Genomic DNA, 17,088 nt, shown 5'->3' on the forward strand with positions numbered 1-17,088 from the left:
TAGCTTACTCTTCCAGGGATACTTATTGTAGTCTATCGCTTGGAGCTGTGCCACGGTTCAAAACCGTGGCACAGCTCCAAGCGATAGACCTATTAGTGATCAGCGCGGCCAGTCGGGCGTTTAGACAAAAAACGGCACATCTTTCGGCGCGTACTTCCGCATCCCTTCTTCATTGATTTCCACACCAATACCAGGCTTTTCCGATAGGGGGATAAATCCTTTTTCTACCATTGGGCCATCGAACGTAACGATCTCTTTAAACATTGGCTCCTCGTGGAAGTAGATCTGCCACTCCAGAATCAGGAAGTTCGGTACCGACGCGCAGACGTGACTCGACGCCATTGCCCCCAGGTATGAGGCTACCATGTGTGGGGCAAACGGAACGTAATAGAGGTTGGATAGATTAGCAATCCGCTGCGCTTCGCCCAGGCCCCCTGCTTTCTGCAAATCAGGCATAATGATATCCACCGCCCCGATTTCGAGCAGTCTACGGAAACCGTGAGCCAGGTAATGATTTTCACCGGCACAGATGGGTGTATTGGAAGCCTCACGAATCTGTCGGTATGCTTCGGGATTTTCGGCGGGAATCGGTTCTTCGAGAAAGAGGAGGTTTAAGGGCTCCATCATCTTGGCGACGCGTCGGCCGGTGGTTACGTCATACTTCCCGTGCATATCCACACAGATGTCGATCTTCGGTCCAACGGCTTTCCGTACCCCGGCAATCTGGTTGTACATCCGTTCCAGCTCGCCCTGGCTGGCCGTCCAGTTGTAGGCATCGAATTTGTTCGGGTCGTTGCGCTCATCGATGTCGTATTTCACGGCTGTAAAGCCCATATCGACGGCTTTTTTGGCACTTTTCCCGAAAGCATCCGGACTGGTGTCCGTTTCCCGATAGGCTCCCGTATCGCAATAGACCCGGATTTTATTCCGGAATTTGCCGCCCAGCAATTGATACACGGGCATACCCAGCGCTTTACCGACAAGATCCCACAGGGCCGTTTCGACCGCCGAGAGAACCGAAATATACATGCCTGCCTGCGCTCCTTCGAAAAAGCCCGCTTTCCGAACATCTTCAAACAAGCGGTGCACATTAAGCGGGCTTTTGCCTTTGATCCGTTCACCCATCATTTTCACCAAATGATAGGTTCCGGGCGTAGCATCGACGCCTTCACCGCATCCCCAGATTCCCTGATTGGTATGTACCTTGACGAACAAACTATGTCCATTCCGAATAAAGCCGCATTTGATGTCGGTGATTTTCAGATCGGAGGGAGCTGATGATTGCGGAGCCCGGTCAACAGCTGTTTCCAGGCCATTTCCGAAACCAGATAATGAACTGGCCGTTAAGGCACTGGCGATGGCGCTTTTAGTGAGAAATGAACGACGGGATGTTTTCATGGTTAAAAGAGTTTAGGCGGTCGATTTACCAGGTGCGGGTTTTGAGATAATCCTGAATTTGCTCTTTCGGAACGGGCAGTTCGTTCACGTGGGCGTTCAGCCATTGCGAGAAGTCTTTCTCAATATCATCTGACCAGCGTGAGTCAATCTGTCCTGGCGTGTATTTCTGCTCCCGTAAACGCAGGTGACCAAACATGTCACGCAACCGGATAATCTCGGAGGTTTTGACGACTTTCTCGGCCAGATGTGGCGGAATAAAACAAACACCCCCGTCGCGCCCAAGCACCACATCGCCCGGCATCACCATGACCTTACCAATGCGCGTCGGCCGGTTGATGCCCACCAATGTTGTATTCAGATTGCCTTCCGGATTATGGTGTGAGGGATGATAACTCCGGAAATAAGAAGTGAACCCTCCAATTTCTTTTAGTCCGGCCACATCGCGAACGGCTCCTTCATAGACGATCCCATTGCCCGTTTTGGCGTAGATGGAGTTGCCCAGGTTATCACCAATGGTCGGGCCGTCTTCGTGCATACCAAACTGATCGACAACGTATACATCGCCCTTAATCAGCATGTCGATCGGCCAGGCATTCTGCGATTTTACGCGCCCGTCTTTCGTGTGCCCTTTTTCGTCCGTAACACGGTGTACATCCGGTCGACCGGGCATAAACGTTGCCGTGAGTGCCCGGCCAACCAGTACGCTATCCGGGTTGATCGTTTGCCAGTCACCGGCAAACTGATAGCGGTAGTTTTCACCTTTCAGTACCGCCCAGGCTTCTTCCTGAGTGACCCGTTTCATGCGTTTCAGAATAGCATCCGGCACCTTCGGACGGCCATCGGGGAAGCGTTCTCCTTTCCAGTCGGGGGTCAGAAAGATGAGTTCTTCGCGGGAAATCTGCTGGGCTACCGTTCTCGTTACCGATCCGGTCAGAGACAGCATGGCCGCAATAATGACGAATAGCTTCATAACAAACTATACAGAATTAAGAGGTTTAGTATTTGCTCAGCATAAGGACTTTAGTGCAGGCTTCTACCCTTTGCAACCGATTGAATTTCTGTTGCGAAGGGAATGAACTTTCTACCAGATCATCCTAAAACAACCCTCCCATCAACTGACAGGAGGGTGTATTACTTACCATGTATGATGAACAAAAAGGATAGTTTCATTGGGCTTTGGATCGTTAGCTTCGGTCGATGTGCTCATCCCAAATCAATAGTCCATGTCTGACCATTTATTTATACCGGTACAGCTTCACTTTCTGGATACCATATTCACCTACCGGAATGCGCACATGCCGCCCCTGGTGATCCTGATCCCCATTCAGACGACGTCCGGGTTGCCATTTCCCATCAACGTATTTCCCTTCATCGACCCGAACAATACCCGCAATGGGCGCTTCGGGTTTATCAGACGAAAACGTGATAACCACACCGGTTCCTGCTACCGTAAATTCATCGGGAGCGGTCTGAATAATCAGCCCACCCGTCATTGGCCATTCCTCATCTTTGGCTTTTGGCGACCAGCCCAGTGTATAATCATGCTTTACCAAAAAAGTATAGTCTCCCAGCCGAACCGTATCGGTAGCCGTCTTTTTGTCGAACAGAAACCCATCCATCATGCGTTTCCCCTGACTGGCCAGAGTAATCGGACTTAACTGATCGAGTACCGAATAGCTTTTTGCAAGAGGCTCCTCTCCGGGTTTATCCGTTGATTCAATTGAAAACGGCGAAAAACCCATCCCATCATAATGACCAACGGTATAGAAGGCTTTGGGGGCCACAGATGGCTCAAACCTTATTTCTGGAATAAACAGCGGGTTATCCTGACGCTTATAGAGGTCGTTCCAGTGCTTGAAATCCGGATTGTAGAAGTCAGGAGAGAGAAAATCGAGCGCGGGAGCACCAGCTTTCCAGATGTCGATAATGTGCGGAAGCGGCCCACCGCTGGGGTAATCGCCCGGTTTCACATTCGGGCGGTTCAGGGCTGCATTAACGAACATGGGGAGTGCATAAATCGCTTTCCCGGCTTCAGTGACTCGGTTCGCATACTGCGCGAAATGCCAGGCAATGAAGATTTCATCGGTTGCCAGACTTTTACCAAAAACGTCTTCCCAGCTTCCACTAGTTTTATAACCAGCCTTTTTCCAGGCTTCCAGTACAGCGGGAGCCAGCGTAGTTTTATTCGTTTGTACGTAGTGAAGCAGCGTTTTAGGCACTGGTTGTTGAAAGGCTTCATTGGCAACGGGCGAATGGTCACGGGCATCGGGCAACATTCCGATCTCGTTTTCGACCTGAATCATGATAACCGTTTGTTGTCGCTCGTCGGTATCGCGTATGTGCCGCATGAGCGCGCTGAAGGCTTTTATATCGGCCTCCAGATTATTTTTAGCGAAGGGAGTCAGAATTTCCTGACCTCGTCCGGATTTATTCTGTGCTCTTGGGAAGCGCTTCGTATCGGTTTTCACCCAATCGGGGACATAGCAGGACATGCTATTTTTCCAGCTGCCAAACCATAAGAGTACCAGTTTGATCTGATGAGCGCGTGCATCCTTAATCAATTCATCGACCAGTGTAAAGTCGAACTTACCTTCCTGAGGTTCCAGTAATTCCCAATAAACCGGCGTTAAAACCGTGTTTACGTGCATTTGTTGCAGTTTAGGCCAAACGGGTTTCATATATGTCATATCCGATGCACTGGAATTCCCTAATTCACCACCCAGCATCAGAAATGGTTTACCCGCCACGATTAGCTGTGTAGCATTGCCCTGTTTCTGAAGATGGGGCAGGTTAGCAGGCGATTGTGCAGTAGCCGAAAACGCCACAAAAAACAGGAGAATCTGACAGTAGCAACGAATCATTCGATTGATAGAATTTGTACACGTTTTCCGAAAGCGTTGGCCAAGATGCATAATGTTTCGGAAATTCATGTACCGGGTCTTATCAGCCTGGTCACACAGACGCCGGTCAGCAAAACAGCTACGTTTCGTTCGGGTAGTCGTCTCATAATTCGTCAATTGGGTTTATTGGTTGATCCTTTTCGTTACGCTGGAAATCTTAGGCTGGAAGCAGTGACTATGCTTTCTAACGGATAGGATTTTTTCATGGATTATTTTTCCTAGCCTCCCATTTAGACTATAAAGTTCCTGTTAATTTTTATAATTACAACCGATTGCAAAGATTATTTTCTCAGTCAATTAAATTTAATGCCTATAACGTGTTCATTCAATAGTTTTCGGTATTTTTTACATAAACTATTGTGATAAAAATAGTAAAATATTTCCTCTACTTTTGCTTTACTCGATAAAAGGCTGATATTAGCAGTTAAATCAAGGCCGGCATACACGCATTAAATTATTGATTAATAATTGATTAGCTATTAATTTACAAGTCTTTGTGCTGTTTACACGCTTAATCGTGCTCAAAAGCAACCGATTGCAGTAAAATTGAGCAAAAAGAGATTTTGCGTTACTTTGATAATCCAGCCCCAGGGGGCATTCTCTTTATGGAAAAAGAAACGACTATATACGACATCGCGAAACTGTTGAATCTATCCCCCGCAACGGTTAGCCGAGCGTTGAACGACCATCCTGCCATTAACAGCAATACAAAAAGCATGATTGCTGCAACAGCCAAGGAAATGGGCTATCGATCGAATACATTTGCCAGTAATTTGCGACGTCAGCGAACCAATACGATTGGTGTTATCGTGCCCCGGCTGAACAGTAACTTCATGTCGACAGTGCTGGCTGGCATGGAAAAGGTCGCTAATAAAGCATCTTATAACCTGATTATCAGCCAATCACTGGAGTCAGTTAAAAAAGAAATCGCGAATGCGAAAACGATGTTCAACAGCCGGGTCGATGGGTTGTTGGTATCCGTTGCCTATGATACAGACAAAGCAGACCACTTTGATTCGTTTGTTAACAAAGGAATTCCGCTGCTATTTTTTGACCGTGTACTCGAACACAAACAGGGAACCAGTATAGTCATCGACAATACTAAAGCAGGTTATGAAGCCACGGCTCATTTGATCGAACAGGGATGCCGACGGGTTATGCACGTAACCGGCAATCTGAAACGGAACGTTTATGCTGACCGGCTTAAAGGCTATCGATTGGCCTTGCTTGAGTATAATTTGCCCTATGACGAAGACTTAGTTATGGTAACTGATTTAAGTCAGGAAGCGGGAGCAGAAGCGGCCCGGCGTATTCAGGCCATGAAAATGCGACCCGATGGTCTTTTTGTGACCAATGATTTCTGCGCGGTGAGTTGTATGAGCGCCCTGAAACAGGCCGGATTTTCGATTCCTGCCGACATCGCCGTTGTGGGCTTTAACAATGACCCTGTATCAACAGTCATTGAACCCAATCTAACAACGATCAACTACCCCGGCGAAAAAATGGGCGAAGTAGCAGCCCAGAGCCTGATTAATCATTTGAATGGTGCGATGGATATTCTAACGACCAATACCATTATTCTACATTCGGAATTACTTATACGCGAGTCATCTCTAAAAGTCAGGTAACAATACTGAGCCAGGTAAATCTCAAAGGAATCGGCAGAAATAGCTATAGGCATAACAGTCTGTAATCCAGTTTATTCCTGCTGTAGTTTCTCGCGGTGGATATCTCCCCAATCAGCCATAGCGTTTAGGATTTCCTGCAACGAATTCCCTAAATCCGTCAATTGATAGTCTACTTTGGGAGGAACATCAGCATAAACCGTTCTTTCGATCAAACCGTCACGCTCTAGCTCTTTGAGCTGTGTGATCAGCATTCGCTCGGACACCCCCACAAGCTTTCTTCGGATCTCATTATATCTGAGTTTTTCACCGTTCATCAGGAAGCCAAGGATGCTCAATTTCCACCGTCCGCCAATGACGGCTAACGTATAGGCCATACCACATTCTTCATTCAGGCTCTTCCTGTTAATCGCATTTGTGGATGTTTCTTTGTGCATATACTGCTTTTTTTATCAGTATCATACAATTCTGTATGTACATTGTTCTCCGTAAAGTAGGCCAATACTTTTGTCATCAAAAAAGATGATGGAAAAAATAACGAGTGTCGTTCATTGGCTATGTTACTCTTACTACCTGTATTTATTTGGGTACGCCGGGCTTTTCAAAGTTCTTCAAAAGCCCAAAATGATGACGAGCATGTTATCGCTCGGCTTTGATAAAACCTGGACAATCTGGATTGGCATTGCCGAAACAATTGGTGCAGTAGCGTTGCTTGCTGGTGTCTGGAATCACCAGCTCAAGAATGCAGCCGTATTGTTTTTATTCCCATTTGCTGTAGGAGCCCTGATCGCCCATTTTGCGCATTCAGAATACAAGCATTTCTATAATGCTTTAATCGCCTGTGTTTTATCGCTTTGTCTCCTTATAACGGAGAAACATTTCAAACTCTTTTTGTAATTGCAGCTTAACAAAAAACCCCGGCGAAATCGTATCGCCGGGGTTTTCGCTCAGACATATTCTCTCAATATGTTCTCACAGCGCAACATCCATCTGTGCTCACGCCCTTGATGGATAATCGCTCGATATTGTAACCAAAAACAGGGTATTTTGTTCGTTAGTTACGCACATCTATGGCCTAACTCAGTGCATTCCGACAGAAATTCACACATTTCTTTACTTCGGCTACGGCATTAGAGTCTGCCGGTACCTTGTATTCTAATTCAACCGTAGCCGGGAAGTTGTACTTCTGATCGCGCATCAGTTTCAATACCTGAAGTAAGGGCGTATCGCCCTGTCCCCACGGTAAATTCCCTTTGCCGTGGTCGGCCGTTTGGCGATCCTTGATGTGCATACTGGCAATTCGATCATGTTTTTGCTTCAGGAAGACTAGTGGATCGGGGTTCCCGGCGGCTACGTAATGACCTAAATCAAAATTAATGGCATTACCCGGCGATTGAGCAAGGGCGGTATCCCAGAACGTAGGCGTTTGTTGCTCATGCCCATGATAGCCTACTCGTAAACCCTGTTTATGCGCCATCGTTCCTAATTTAAGGGTATGCGCATCGTTGCCCGGATGTTCTACCGTGACCTGATTGGCACCCAGCAGTTTAGCCGCCTTTAAACCATATTCTATTTCGGCGTCCGAATTTTGTACACCAAACGTATCAGGTTTAAACCCATAAATTTTTACGCCCGCCTGATTGTACATCTTACGCACCTGTTCGAACTTATCCATGGGCACCGATAGCCGCCATTTGGCCACTTCCTCCCGGTACGCTTTCATTTGGGCATCAGCATCGGCCAGTTGTTTCTTTTCGTCTTCGGTAAGCTCCTGCTTCTCCCGTCGCTTCCGCATCAAAGGGAAAACAGCCTGCATATTAACCGTATTTTTCGGAGCACCGGCAAACGATTCGGCAGGCCCGCCCATCAATTCAATAGCGCTGATCCCAGAATCCAATACATATTTCAGAGTGGCTTCGGCGCTTTGGTCGGGCATGTCCCGAAACGAGTAGGTTATGACGCCAATCTGTACGCCATCGATCAGCGAATTGGGCTTATCACCCAAACTACGGATCAGAGCAGGAGCACCAAAAAGTTTATGGCTGCCTGCGACAGTGCCCGCAACGAGAGCCGCCGTAGCTCCCAAAAACTGACGGCGTGTGGGTTGGTTTTTCATGATTTTCAAGGCTATCGAATTGATTAAACTCCAGGCGTATAAAGCATTTATTCCTGAGCAAATACTTTTAGTTGACTCATTGACCATGGAATATCATCGCCATCGTCGGCTAAATTTTCGCTCAGTTGCATTTTCAGAAATTTGGCCTTAGCCCCATTCAGCGAAATGATATTATCCCCCGAAACACCTTTCGTTTCGGGCTGGATTTCATGCCAGGTTTGACCATCGGAAGACACCAGAAGGACAAAGGCTCGCGGATAATTTTGAATAAACGGTATCGTCATCGATGCCATGGGTTGGCCGGGTGTTGGCTTCCATCCCTTTTTAATGGTTTGCGATGCGGTAAATCGTAATTCGGCTAAACTTACCTCTTTGGGAAATTCCAGCTGATACCACATACCTTTTTCCTGACGCTTACCCGTTGACCAGCCCTCGTAGGTAAAAGCACTCGCAGGCGACACATTACCGCCAATACGGGTAGAGGCCGTGTGGCTGGCGGTAACCTGTAATGCCTGTGGTTGCAGTTCATAAGGAATCAATTTCGATAGTTGGGCGTACTGATACGACCCTTTTTGATCCGTCGTTTTATGGCGAACCCGCGCCACCTGTTGCGGTGAAATTAACGACGCATCGTTTGACAATCCGTTTCGTATGTAAGAAAGCACATCAGCGACCCATTCGTCTGATTGTTCTTTCATACTCGCCATCAGGCCGCCAGCGTATGTTTTGCCGTCAATAGCACCTTCAAGCCCGTGCAGAACAACGCGTATGGCATAATCTGGGTGCGACTGCATGTGTTGTGAGCCTGCCAGCGCGGGAGCCAGCAACCGTCCGTTTCCGGCGGGGGTTCCCATGCCGTTGTTGCCGTGACATTGCGAACACAATTCGTTATAAATTAAGGAACCGCGCTCCACCTGCGCCTTCTGGTTCGCACTCAGTTCCGGTGCACCAAACGGCCCCATGTTTCGCTGTTTGGGTGGCGTCAGGATTTGTTCGCCAACCAGTTTAACACCCGCAGCTTTATTGCTGGCCATTGCCGCTTTGATACCTTCTTCCAATCCAGGTAGTTTCAAAAATTTGGCCGTCAGCATCGCCTGAATCTGAACGTCGGTGTTAGCATCGGCCAATGCCTGTTTAAAATCCGCTTCCAACGTTTTGTCACCCGTTTTATAGAGACTTTCACCCGTGCGAAGTGCCTGAATGCGCAGGAGTGGGTTAGCGTCTTTCAGCATTTTTTGCACAACGCTCGTTTTCAATGCGCCAAGCCCTTCCAGCGCCCAGAGGGCGTGGGTCCGGGCTTGTGTATTTTTGCTGGTGAGCGCCATCGTAGTCAACTGCGGTACGACCGACAAATCGTTGCGCTGTACCAGTACCTGCTGGGCCATATCGCGCCACCACCCGTTGGGATGCGTTAAATGCTTCACCAGATCGGCCGATTTTTCAGCATACATAGCCGGATGGGTCTTATCGCGCTCTTTGCCCTCGTAGGTGATGCGCCAGATTCGGCCCAGCCCAACCACTTTATCCAACTGATATTGCTCGATTTTTGTCCGCAGATAGGTTCCTTTCTGAGTCCATTGCCCCTCCTGAATGATGCCGTGATACATATCGGTAATGTACAGTGTACCATCGGGGGCGGTGGTCATATCGATAGGCCGAAACAGCGGATCGGTCGAGCGCAGAAACTCGGATTTCTGGTCCTGATAAACGTTATGCAGCGTGGTAAGCCCCTCGGTTACGACGGGGTTGATCTGGCGGACAATCCGGGCAACGGGCTCTCCGTAAAAATATTGACCTTTCAAATCGGCGGGGAGTCGATCACCCCGATATACGTCATTGCCAGCCGCGCCAGTCACCCGGTTCAGCGATCCGTCGGGCTGCCGAACTTCGTCCATACCACCCTGCATATCAGCCAGTTTTACCGGCGCTCCCCAGGGTACATCGAAGCCCTTCGCAAATTCGTTCGGGACCTCGAAATTGCCATAGTGAATCGGGAACTGAAAATAGGAAGGCAGGCCGCTGGCCCCACCCTGAAACCACAATTTCCCGTTATCATCATGAGTAATACCCCATTGAGCGCGGTTAAAACCCGTTTTTTCACGAATGACCCCATTGGGTGTTTCCCGCACCCGGAAGGCGTTGACGGTACTGTAGAGCCAGTTGTCCATGCCCCAATACAGAAAAGCCTGCTGGTGCTCGACATTGCCCGACCGCCCATACTTATTGGTAAACAATTCTTTTTTATCGGCTTTGCCATCGCCGTTGGTATCCGTGTATTTATAGACATTGTCGGCATCCGATTCCATGGTGAGAATGCAGTCTTTGCCGTAGGGTAGCACAAAGCGGGGAAAAATCAGGTTGTCGACAAAGGCGGTTCCGGTTTCGTAGACGCCATCGTTGTTTTTATCCTCCCAGCGTGAAATCCGGCTCGTTGGCTGCAACTCATCTTTAGAATCAGCCGTGAGCATATAGGTACGAAGTTCCAGCACGTACATGCGACCATTGCCATCGAAGGAGATGGCTGCCGGTTGCTGAATTGCGGGTTCGGTCAGAACGGGTTCGATTTTATAGCCTGGTGGCAAAAGAAATAACTTGGCTTCCTCAACCGGGGTTAAGGGCTGTACGGGCGCTTTGGGTTCTAAATCAATGCCTTTCCAATCCGGATCGTCGGGGTTTGCGCCTTCGGGTAATGTTGGCTTAGGTAGCGTATCGGCCGCAAAAAAAGTCTGTTGAAGCCGAATTTGCCGGATTGGATTAGATCCTATAAACGACGAGAAGACAAGTATACAAAGGGCAATTGCCAAACTGGTTTTAGAGAAATTTTTCAACATAGTATCAAACCTCTTTGGTTTTTAGTACACTAATTATCCATAGCTTCACGCAGTACCACCAGTCCAATTCATGGTAATGGTATACTGTGTTTAGATCGTGCATGTAGCCTGACGGTCGTCGGTTAACCCTTGTAGCGGGAAATTTTCCGTAGCTCCTTCCGCCCGAGCAAGACTAATCAAAGCAATATTTTTTCCACCGAATATACAAATCTAATAGACTATTAAGCAGGAAACACCGATAGTTCGCCGTTTTTAACCGATAGGCTAAGCCAGTTGAGAAAATTAATCGACCCGTATTTAATGCAATCGGTGTGATGCAACGATTACCGATCTTCGTTCAGTGGCTAACGCACTCCTTATATGGTAGACGCCGACAATAAAATAGTAAGAAAATCCAGAGTAGATAGGTAAATGGAGAAGTCACTAAACCTTATTACCGGGATGGCTGATTGTCTCTTTCTGAGAGGTTTAGCCAGCGAATAAATTCCTCATGTAAAAGGCACTGTCCGGTCAGCATCTGTCAATCAATTAGCCCGCATACCCAACGAATGACACCCTACTACCCTTCCCGTCGCACTTTTTTGATGACAACTCTTGGTCTGGCCGCAGCCAGAACACTTCAGGCAACGCCTTACCAATCGCTGACAGCAGGACAGGTTATAGACCGGATTAAAACCAATGTAGGCATTCCCTGGCGTGAGCAGACCGTCGATCGGTTGATTGCGGGTACGCCTGAGCTGCCCGTTAAAGGGATCACCAGTACGATGATGGCTACCCTTGATGTGCTGCAACGGTCTGCTGCCAGGGGGCTCAATATGGTCATCACGCACGAGCCAACCTACTACTCGCACCAGGATCGGACGGAGCCCATCGAGCAGGATTCGCTCTATCAGCTAAAGCGTGATTTTATTCAGCAGCACGGTATGGCTGTCTTCCACTTCCACGATCACTGGCACGGTCGTCGGCCAGACGGTATCGCCACAGGCATGATCCGGGAACTGGGTTGGGAAAAGAATGCCGACCCGCAAAACCCTCGCCTGTTCACCTTTCCGGAAACATCCCTGGCACGCTTCGCGCAGGGTATGGCGACTAAATTGAACATAAAAACCATGCGGGTTATCGGCAATCCTCAAATGCCCGTCAAACGGGCGCTGGCCAGTTGGGGCAATGTCAGCCTGATGCCCGGTATCCCTTACCTCGCACAAGCCGATGTACTGATCGTTGGGGAAACTCACGAATGGGAACTGGTGGAATATGTACAGGACGCTATTGCCTCGGGTCAAAAAAAGGCGTTGATCATCATGGGACATTTAGTGTCTGAGCAGGCTGGCATGAAATACTGTACTGAGTGGCTGAAGACGTTCATACCGGAAGTTCCTATTGAATTTATGCCCGCAGCTGAACCCTACTGGCGTCCTGATCAGCCGGCAAAATAAATCATAGCTGATGCCATCTTTAGGCTGCGTTTTATGTCAGTTGGCTACTCGCTCCTGCCGGTGGCTGGCATTCGCTTAGCCATTGTGCTACCCTTTCTAAAGAAACTGCCTGAGTCAATGAGTACCATTCCAGTGCTTCAATGGCTTTCCAACATCGTTTCTGGTAACTCTGTTGAAGTTTTTCCCTCCTGGTAAATCTACTGTTGGGTTTCTTATTTCTGTTCGTATATTTGAAACCAGTAGCCATACTGAAACGAGCCTAACTTGCTCGCATTGACTCGCTTTCAGTCGCTCTCCTGAGTTGCCCACCGGAATTCAGTATTCGATTAGTTACGTGCCTTTTCTGGCTGATTGTCCGTAGTTAAGCTGTATATCATTGCTGTTGCTGTATCATGAAAGTTTCGCCGTCCGAACCCTTCCAGATTGTTTACTCGCTCCTCGAGCACGAATTCCTGGGCTATCTCATTGAAGCATTTGTAGTGCAATTAAACGGGCGGAATGAGCTAACATTACTGAATCAAACGCTTTCTACGCAAAATGTCGGCGAATTTTCTCAGGAATTAGATCAACGTGATTTTGAGCTTGTCCGGCTTATTGAAAGCATTCAGCAAGACACGATTGTCAAGAAATTCAATACCCGCAAGCTACCCGCAGTTGATTTCTTCCTGAAAATATACGATCCGCACAAAGGCGATAAGCTCGTTCAGGAAGCTATTTGTGGCTATCTGGAAAATATCAAGGCCCAGATTATGGCACTCCTGCCCGGAAAACCATTTTACATCATGGGCACTGATGGGAATCCGGCCTGGGCTACGATCGAGTGGATGCCGGAACCAGCCAGAGTCCATTTCCACTTCGTCCGCAATACGGACTCGACTCACTATTTCCCCATTATCCGCTATCCGATTGGTGAACATGGTGAGACCGAACGCGTAGAATTTCAATTTAAGGGTGCCCTGATGATCTGCGACGAACCGGCCTATATGATGGTCGATAATCGGGTGTATCATTTCAGCAAAAATGTGGACGGCAAAAAGCTACGTCCATTCTTTACCAAGAACCATATTATTATTCCCAAAAATATAGAACAGCAGTACTACGAACGCTTTGTTACCCAGCTCATAGCCGCCTATGACGTATACGCAAAGGGGTTCGAAATACGGGCAGAAGTCATTGAGCCGGTACCCGTACTGACTGTTTCAGAAATGATTACGTCGAGTCGTACCGTATCTGCGGGACTGCTCAACGATGGAACAGATGCCGAGGATGAATCAGGCCAGCGAATCGCTTTCGACCTCTCGTTTCAGTACGGTGATTTTACGTTTCGGTTCGATAGCTTTGGGCCCTCGGCCAATGTTAGCTTAGAAAAGAAAGGCGAAGAATACGTTTTCCATAAGATTCGGCGGGACCAGCGTCTGGAACGCCAAAAACTGACTTTCCTGCGCGAAACAGGCCTCGATTTACGCCATGGTCGTCTGGCCATTCCGAAGTCCGAAGCGTTTGCGTGGCTATCGGCTAATAATCAACCATTGCACGAAGCTGGCTTTTTGCTTCGGCAACATGCCCAGGATTCGAAGCGGTATTTTCTGGGCTATTCGAGCATTAGCGTGTCGATCGAAGAAGGTCGTGACTGGTTCGATATTTATGCCAATGTTCGTTTTGGCGAATTTGAGATTCCATTCCTGAAGCTTCGGACGCTTATTCTCAATAAAAAACACGAGTTTACACTACCCAATGGCGAAATAGCGGTCATTCCGGAAGTATGGTTTATAAAATATTCGGAGCTGTTCGGCTTTATGGAACAACCCGACAGCGTAGACCCGCGTGACCTGGATCGGCTGGTTCTGCAAAAGCATCACCTCGCCCTGGTTCAGGAACTGGAGCGCGATAACCTCGCGACCACGATCATGAGCCGAAAACTCGAACGGCTGCGCGACTTCGAGGAAATCGAATCATTTGCTCTCCCCAAAGGATTTCATGGGACACTGAGACCTTACCAGCAGGCCGGTTACGATTGGATGAACTTCCTGCGTCAGTATCGGTTTGGCGGCTGTCTTGCCGATGATATGGGGCTGGGAAAAACCGTTATGACCCTGGCCATGCTTCAGGGCCAGAAGGAAGCCGGAGTTACCAACCCTACCCTTTTGGTGATGCCTACCTCCCTGCTCTATAACTGGGAGCTGGAAGCGCAAAAATTTACACCCGATTTGCGGGTTATGGTCTATACCGGCACCTACCGGGAGAAGAACACCGCTCAGTTCGATGGCTACGACCTGATTCTGACCTCCTATGGTATTGTTCGGATTGATATTGACTTACTTAGTGATTACCGCTTCAACTATGTGATTCTGGATGAATCGCAGGCGATCAAAAACCCATCGTCGCATATCACCAAAGCAGTCATGCAGCTCAATACGGCCCATCGGCTGATTCTGACCGGTACTCCGCTCGAAAACAGTACGATGGATATCTGGACCCAGATGTCGTTTATCAATCCTGGGTTGCTGGGTAGTCAATCGTTTTTCCGCAATGAGTTTCAGATACCCATTGAGAAGCGCCACGATGAAGCCAAAACCAGTCGGCTTTATAGTTTAATTAAACCGTTTATGCTCCGGCGCAACAAATCGCAGGTAGCCACCGATTTGCCCGAAAAAGTAGAGAGCGTCCTCTATTCGGAAATGACGCCCGACCAGGAGAAGCAGTATGAAGAAGCGAAGTCATACTACCGAAATCTGATTCTGGAGCGTATCGAGGAAGACGGTATGGCCAAGTCGCAAATGGTCGTATTACAGGGTCTGACCAAACTCCGCCAGATTGCAAACCACCCCCGGATGGTCGATGATGAGTATGAAGGCGATTCGGGTAAGCTTTCGGATGTGCTCATACGGCTGGAGAGCGCCATGATCGAGCACCACAAAGTATTGGTGTTCAGTCAGTTTATTAAACACCTGAATGTGGTTCGACAATATCTGAAAGAGAAAAATATACAGTACGCTTATCTGGATGGCTCTACGCAGGATCGCCAGAGCCAGGTCGCGTTATTTCAGACCGACGATTCGGTAAAGCTTTTCCTGATTTCACTGAAAGCGGGCGGTTTAGGGCATAACCTGACAGCGGCCGATTACGTCTTTATTCTGGACCCCTGGTGGAATCCTGCCATCGAGGCTCAGGCGGTTGACCGTGCGCACCGCATTGGTCAGCAGAAGACCGTATTTACGTATAAGTTTATTGCCAAGAACACCGTAGAAGAGAAAATCTTATCGTTGCAACGGGCCAAGCAGCAATTAGCAGGTAGCCTGATTGCTACTGAAGAGAATTTCATGAAATCGCTGACCAAAGAAGATATTATGGTGCTGCTGGAATAGCAACGAAAGTCCATCTGCGAGTTTTTTGGGAAGATATTGTCTGGAATTAGTTACTATACCGACAATCGATCATTCACCTTCACAAACTCAACGATGAACGTTAAAAGCATTTTCGGCATGATACTAACCTTAATTGGCCTGGGTGGTCTGATATACGGTGGTATCGATTTTACCAAAGGCGGTGTTGCTCAGGCATCCTTTGTTTATCTCATTCTGGGAGGTATCTTTTTCTTTGCCGGCATCAGCCTGATTCGCGGCACAAAAGCATAAAACGGGGTGATGGCAGGAAAAGGTTTCCTGCCATCACCCCGTTCTTCACCTAAGGTATACGCCTGTTCTGCTGGCATCACTCAATATCACGTCTACATGTTCCGTTAGGGTCGTACTGAGCTCATACCCTTTATAATCCGCAGCAACCGGATAGCGTGGGTAGTTCCGATCGATCAGCACGGCTACCTGAAGTTTTCGTACCGGCACGCCCAGAAAGGGTTGCAGACTAAAGGCCAGCGTACGGCCGGTATACAGAACGTCGTCGACAACAACGATAACTTTATCGGTATAGTCACTGGCTGGATGGTCGAGTTGTACAGTCGGTTGGGCAAGTTTCGTCTTATCCAGATCGATCTGAATCAATTCGACCGTAAAGGGCGCAATGACCTGCAATTCATGGGCCAAAGCTTGTGCCAACACATAACCTTCGCCAGCAATACCGGCCATTAAGAGCGCCGTTTCCTCAAAATTGTTTTCATAAATCTGAAAGGCAATCCGACGAATTTTCTGGCGGATTTGCTCGGCATTCAGAATAAGCGTCGGCTGAGCGGTTTTCATAAGGACTGCAAATGCAATTAACGGCGCAAAGATGAGAAAATACCCGTAAGACAACGAAGTAAGTTCAATCAGAAATCAAATTTATCGGAATCAACTCAACTTATTTGGCATAATTTTCGCCAAGGAAGTTCATAAGCTTCTCCTTTTTACCTGCTATGAACTTCCTTACAACCATTGCTTTACTGCTCATTCTAAATACGCTGCCTGAAAAAACAGCAACTGACGCCGAGGTTATTCAAACGGTGCAGACCTCGTTGCGGAAAGGAAACGCCGGACAATTATCCACTCGCTTCGACCGAACCATCGAACTGGTAATCGACGCCGAAAAAGTCGAGTTCCCGTCCGTGCAGGCTACCCATGCCGCCTTGATTCTTCGGTCATTTTTTCGAAAATACCCTCCTCACGGTTTCCAGTTTGTGTACCGGGGCGCGTCGGACCGACTACGTTATAGTACAGGCACGTATTCGACAGAAGGCCGTACGTTTGCCGTTTATGTGCTCATGCATCAGAATGCCGACCACCAATATGTCATCAATGCGCTGCACTTTAGAAAGGAATGATGATTTCAGGCATGCCGAATCACCTAGGC

At 48.2% G+C, this 17,088-nt stretch carries 13 protein-coding genes; 6 read left to right on the forward strand and 7 right to left on the reverse strand.

The window, feature by feature from the left end:
- Nucleotides 1-120 precede the first annotated feature (120 nt).
- The 3 genes from GJR95_RS09410 to GJR95_RS09420 form a co-directional block, all read right to left on the reverse strand.
- Complete coding sequence (locus GJR95_RS09410) at nt 121-1,398, reverse strand: mandelate racemase/muconate lactonizing enzyme family protein (protein WP_162385624.1); 1,278 nt, start codon at nt 1,396-1,398, stop codon at nt 121-123.
- Between the two features lie 25 nt (nt 1,399-1,423).
- Nucleotides 1,424-2,368, reverse strand: a complete 945-nt coding sequence (locus tag GJR95_RS09415; RefSeq protein ID WP_162385625.1) for an RraA family protein — start codon at nt 2,366-2,368, stop codon at nt 1,424-1,426.
- Between the two features lie 265 nt (nt 2,369-2,633).
- Nucleotides 2,634-4,259, reverse strand: a complete 1,626-nt coding sequence (locus GJR95_RS09420; RefSeq protein WP_162385626.1) for a GH35 family beta-galactosidase — start codon at nt 4,257-4,259, stop codon at nt 2,634-2,636.
- Between the two features lie 644 nt (nt 4,260-4,903).
- Here GJR95_RS09420 and GJR95_RS09425 point away from each other — a divergent pair.
- The gene (locus GJR95_RS09425) at nt 4,904-5,926 is read left to right on the forward strand and encodes a LacI family DNA-binding transcriptional regulator (RefSeq protein WP_162385627.1); all 1,023 of its coding nucleotides are present in this window, start codon (nt 4,904-4,906) and stop codon (nt 5,924-5,926) included.
- Between the two features lie 71 nt (nt 5,927-5,997).
- Here GJR95_RS09425 and GJR95_RS09430 read toward each other — a convergent pair whose 3' ends face one another.
- Nucleotides 5,998-6,360, reverse strand: a complete 363-nt coding sequence (locus tag GJR95_RS09430; protein ID WP_162385628.1) for a winged helix-turn-helix transcriptional regulator — start codon at nt 6,358-6,360, stop codon at nt 5,998-6,000.
- 88 nt (nt 6,361-6,448) lie between these two features.
- Here GJR95_RS09430 and GJR95_RS09435 point away from each other — a divergent pair, with 88 nt between their 5' ends.
- Nucleotides 6,449-6,820 (forward strand): DoxX family protein, encoded by a 372-nt coding sequence (locus tag GJR95_RS09435; RefSeq protein WP_162391642.1) that lies wholly within the window; start codon nt 6,449-6,451, stop codon nt 6,818-6,820.
- A 178-nt stretch (nt 6,821-6,998) separates the two neighbouring features.
- Here the strand turns inward: GJR95_RS09435 and GJR95_RS09440 are convergent, their stop codons facing one another.
- A complete protein-coding gene (locus GJR95_RS09440; RefSeq protein ID WP_162385629.1) occupies nt 6,999-8,039 on the reverse strand; it encodes a sugar phosphate isomerase/epimerase family protein in 1,041 nt (346 codons plus the stop codon).
- 47 nt (nt 8,040-8,086) lie between these two features.
- Nucleotides 8,087-10,870 carry a DUF7133 domain-containing protein gene (locus tag GJR95_RS09445; RefSeq protein WP_162385630.1) on the reverse strand — a complete coding sequence of 928 codons (2,784 nt, stop codon included), beginning with the start codon at nt 10,868-10,870 and terminating at the stop codon, nt 8,087-8,089.
- Nucleotides 10,871-11,418: 548 nt separating this feature from the next.
- Here GJR95_RS09445 and GJR95_RS09450 point away from each other — a divergent pair.
- From GJR95_RS09450 to GJR95_RS41685, 3 genes are all read left to right on the forward strand, one after another.
- Nucleotides 11,419-12,306, forward strand: a complete 888-nt coding sequence (locus GJR95_RS09450; protein ID WP_162385631.1) for a Nif3-like dinuclear metal center hexameric protein — start codon at nt 11,419-11,421, stop codon at nt 12,304-12,306.
- Between the two features lie 392 nt (nt 12,307-12,698).
- On the forward strand, nt 12,699-15,671 hold the full coding sequence (locus tag GJR95_RS09455; RefSeq protein ID WP_162385632.1) for a DEAD/DEAH box helicase: 2,973 nt from the start codon (nt 12,699-12,701) through the stop codon (nt 15,669-15,671).
- A gap of 93 nt (nt 15,672-15,764) precedes the next feature.
- The gene (locus tag GJR95_RS41685; protein WP_167206007.1) at nt 15,765-15,941 is read left to right on the forward strand and encodes a hypothetical protein; all 177 of its coding nucleotides are present in this window, start codon (nt 15,765-15,767) and stop codon (nt 15,939-15,941) included.
- A 45-nt stretch (nt 15,942-15,986) separates the two neighbouring features.
- On the opposite strand, the gene GJR95_RS09460 is transcribed toward GJR95_RS41685, so the two are convergent.
- Complete coding sequence (locus GJR95_RS09460; protein ID WP_162385633.1) at nt 15,987-16,499, reverse strand: phosphoribosyltransferase family protein; 513 nt, start codon at nt 16,497-16,499, stop codon at nt 15,987-15,989.
- Between the two features lie 155 nt (nt 16,500-16,654).
- Here GJR95_RS09460 and GJR95_RS09465 point away from each other — a divergent pair, with 155 nt between their 5' ends.
- On the forward strand, nt 16,655-17,059 hold the full coding sequence (locus GJR95_RS09465) for a DUF4783 domain-containing protein (protein WP_162385634.1): 405 nt from the start codon (nt 16,655-16,657) through the stop codon (nt 17,057-17,059).
- Nucleotides 17,060-17,088 lie beyond the last annotated feature (29 nt).

The sequence above is a fragment of the Spirosoma endbachense genome (assembly GCF_010233585.1).
Classification (GTDB): domain Bacteria; phylum Bacteroidota; class Bacteroidia; order Cytophagales; family Spirosomataceae; genus Spirosoma; species Spirosoma endbachense.

Coding starts and splice junctions, on each gene's coding strand:
- GJR95_RS09455 (WP_162385632.1), top strand. CDS start 12,699: ATGAAAGTTTCGCCGTCCGAACCCTTCCAGATTGTTTACTCGCTCCTC.
- GJR95_RS09425 (WP_162385627.1), top strand. CDS start 4,904: ATGGAAAAAGAAACGACTATATACGACATCGCGAAACTGTTGAATCTA.
- GJR95_RS09410 (WP_162385624.1), bottom strand. CDS start 1,398: ATGAAAACATCCCGTCGTTCATTTCTCACTAAAAGCGCCATCGCCAGT.
- GJR95_RS09450 (WP_162385631.1), top strand. CDS start 11,419: ATGACACCCTACTACCCTTCCCGTCGCACTTTTTTGATGACAACTCTT.
- GJR95_RS41685 (WP_167206007.1), top strand. CDS start 15,765: ATGAACGTTAAAAGCATTTTCGGCATGATACTAACCTTAATTGGCCTG.
- GJR95_RS09415 (WP_162385625.1), bottom strand. CDS start 2,368: ATGAAGCTATTCGTCATTATTGCGGCCATGCTGTCTCTGACCGGATCG.
- GJR95_RS09420 (WP_162385626.1), bottom strand. CDS start 4,259: ATGATTCGTTGCTACTGTCAGATTCTCCTGTTTTTTGTGGCGTTTTCG.
- GJR95_RS09430 (WP_162385628.1), bottom strand. CDS start 6,360: ATGCACAAAGAAACATCCACAAATGCGATTAACAGGAAGAGCCTGAAT.
- GJR95_RS09465 (WP_162385634.1), top strand. CDS start 16,655: ATGAACTTCCTTACAACCATTGCTTTACTGCTCATTCTAAATACGCTG.
- GJR95_RS09460 (WP_162385633.1), bottom strand. CDS start 16,499: ATGAAAACCGCTCAGCCGACGCTTATTCTGAATGCCGAGCAAATCCGC.
- GJR95_RS09440 (WP_162385629.1), bottom strand. CDS start 8,039: ATGAAAAACCAACCCACACGCCGTCAGTTTTTGGGAGCTACGGCGGCT.
- GJR95_RS09435 (WP_162391642.1), top strand. CDS start 6,449: ATGGAAAAAATAACGAGTGTCGTTCATTGGCTATGTTACTCTTACTAC.
- GJR95_RS09445 (WP_162385630.1), bottom strand. CDS start 10,870: ATGTTGAAAAATTTCTCTAAAACCAGTTTGGCAATTGCCCTTTGTATA.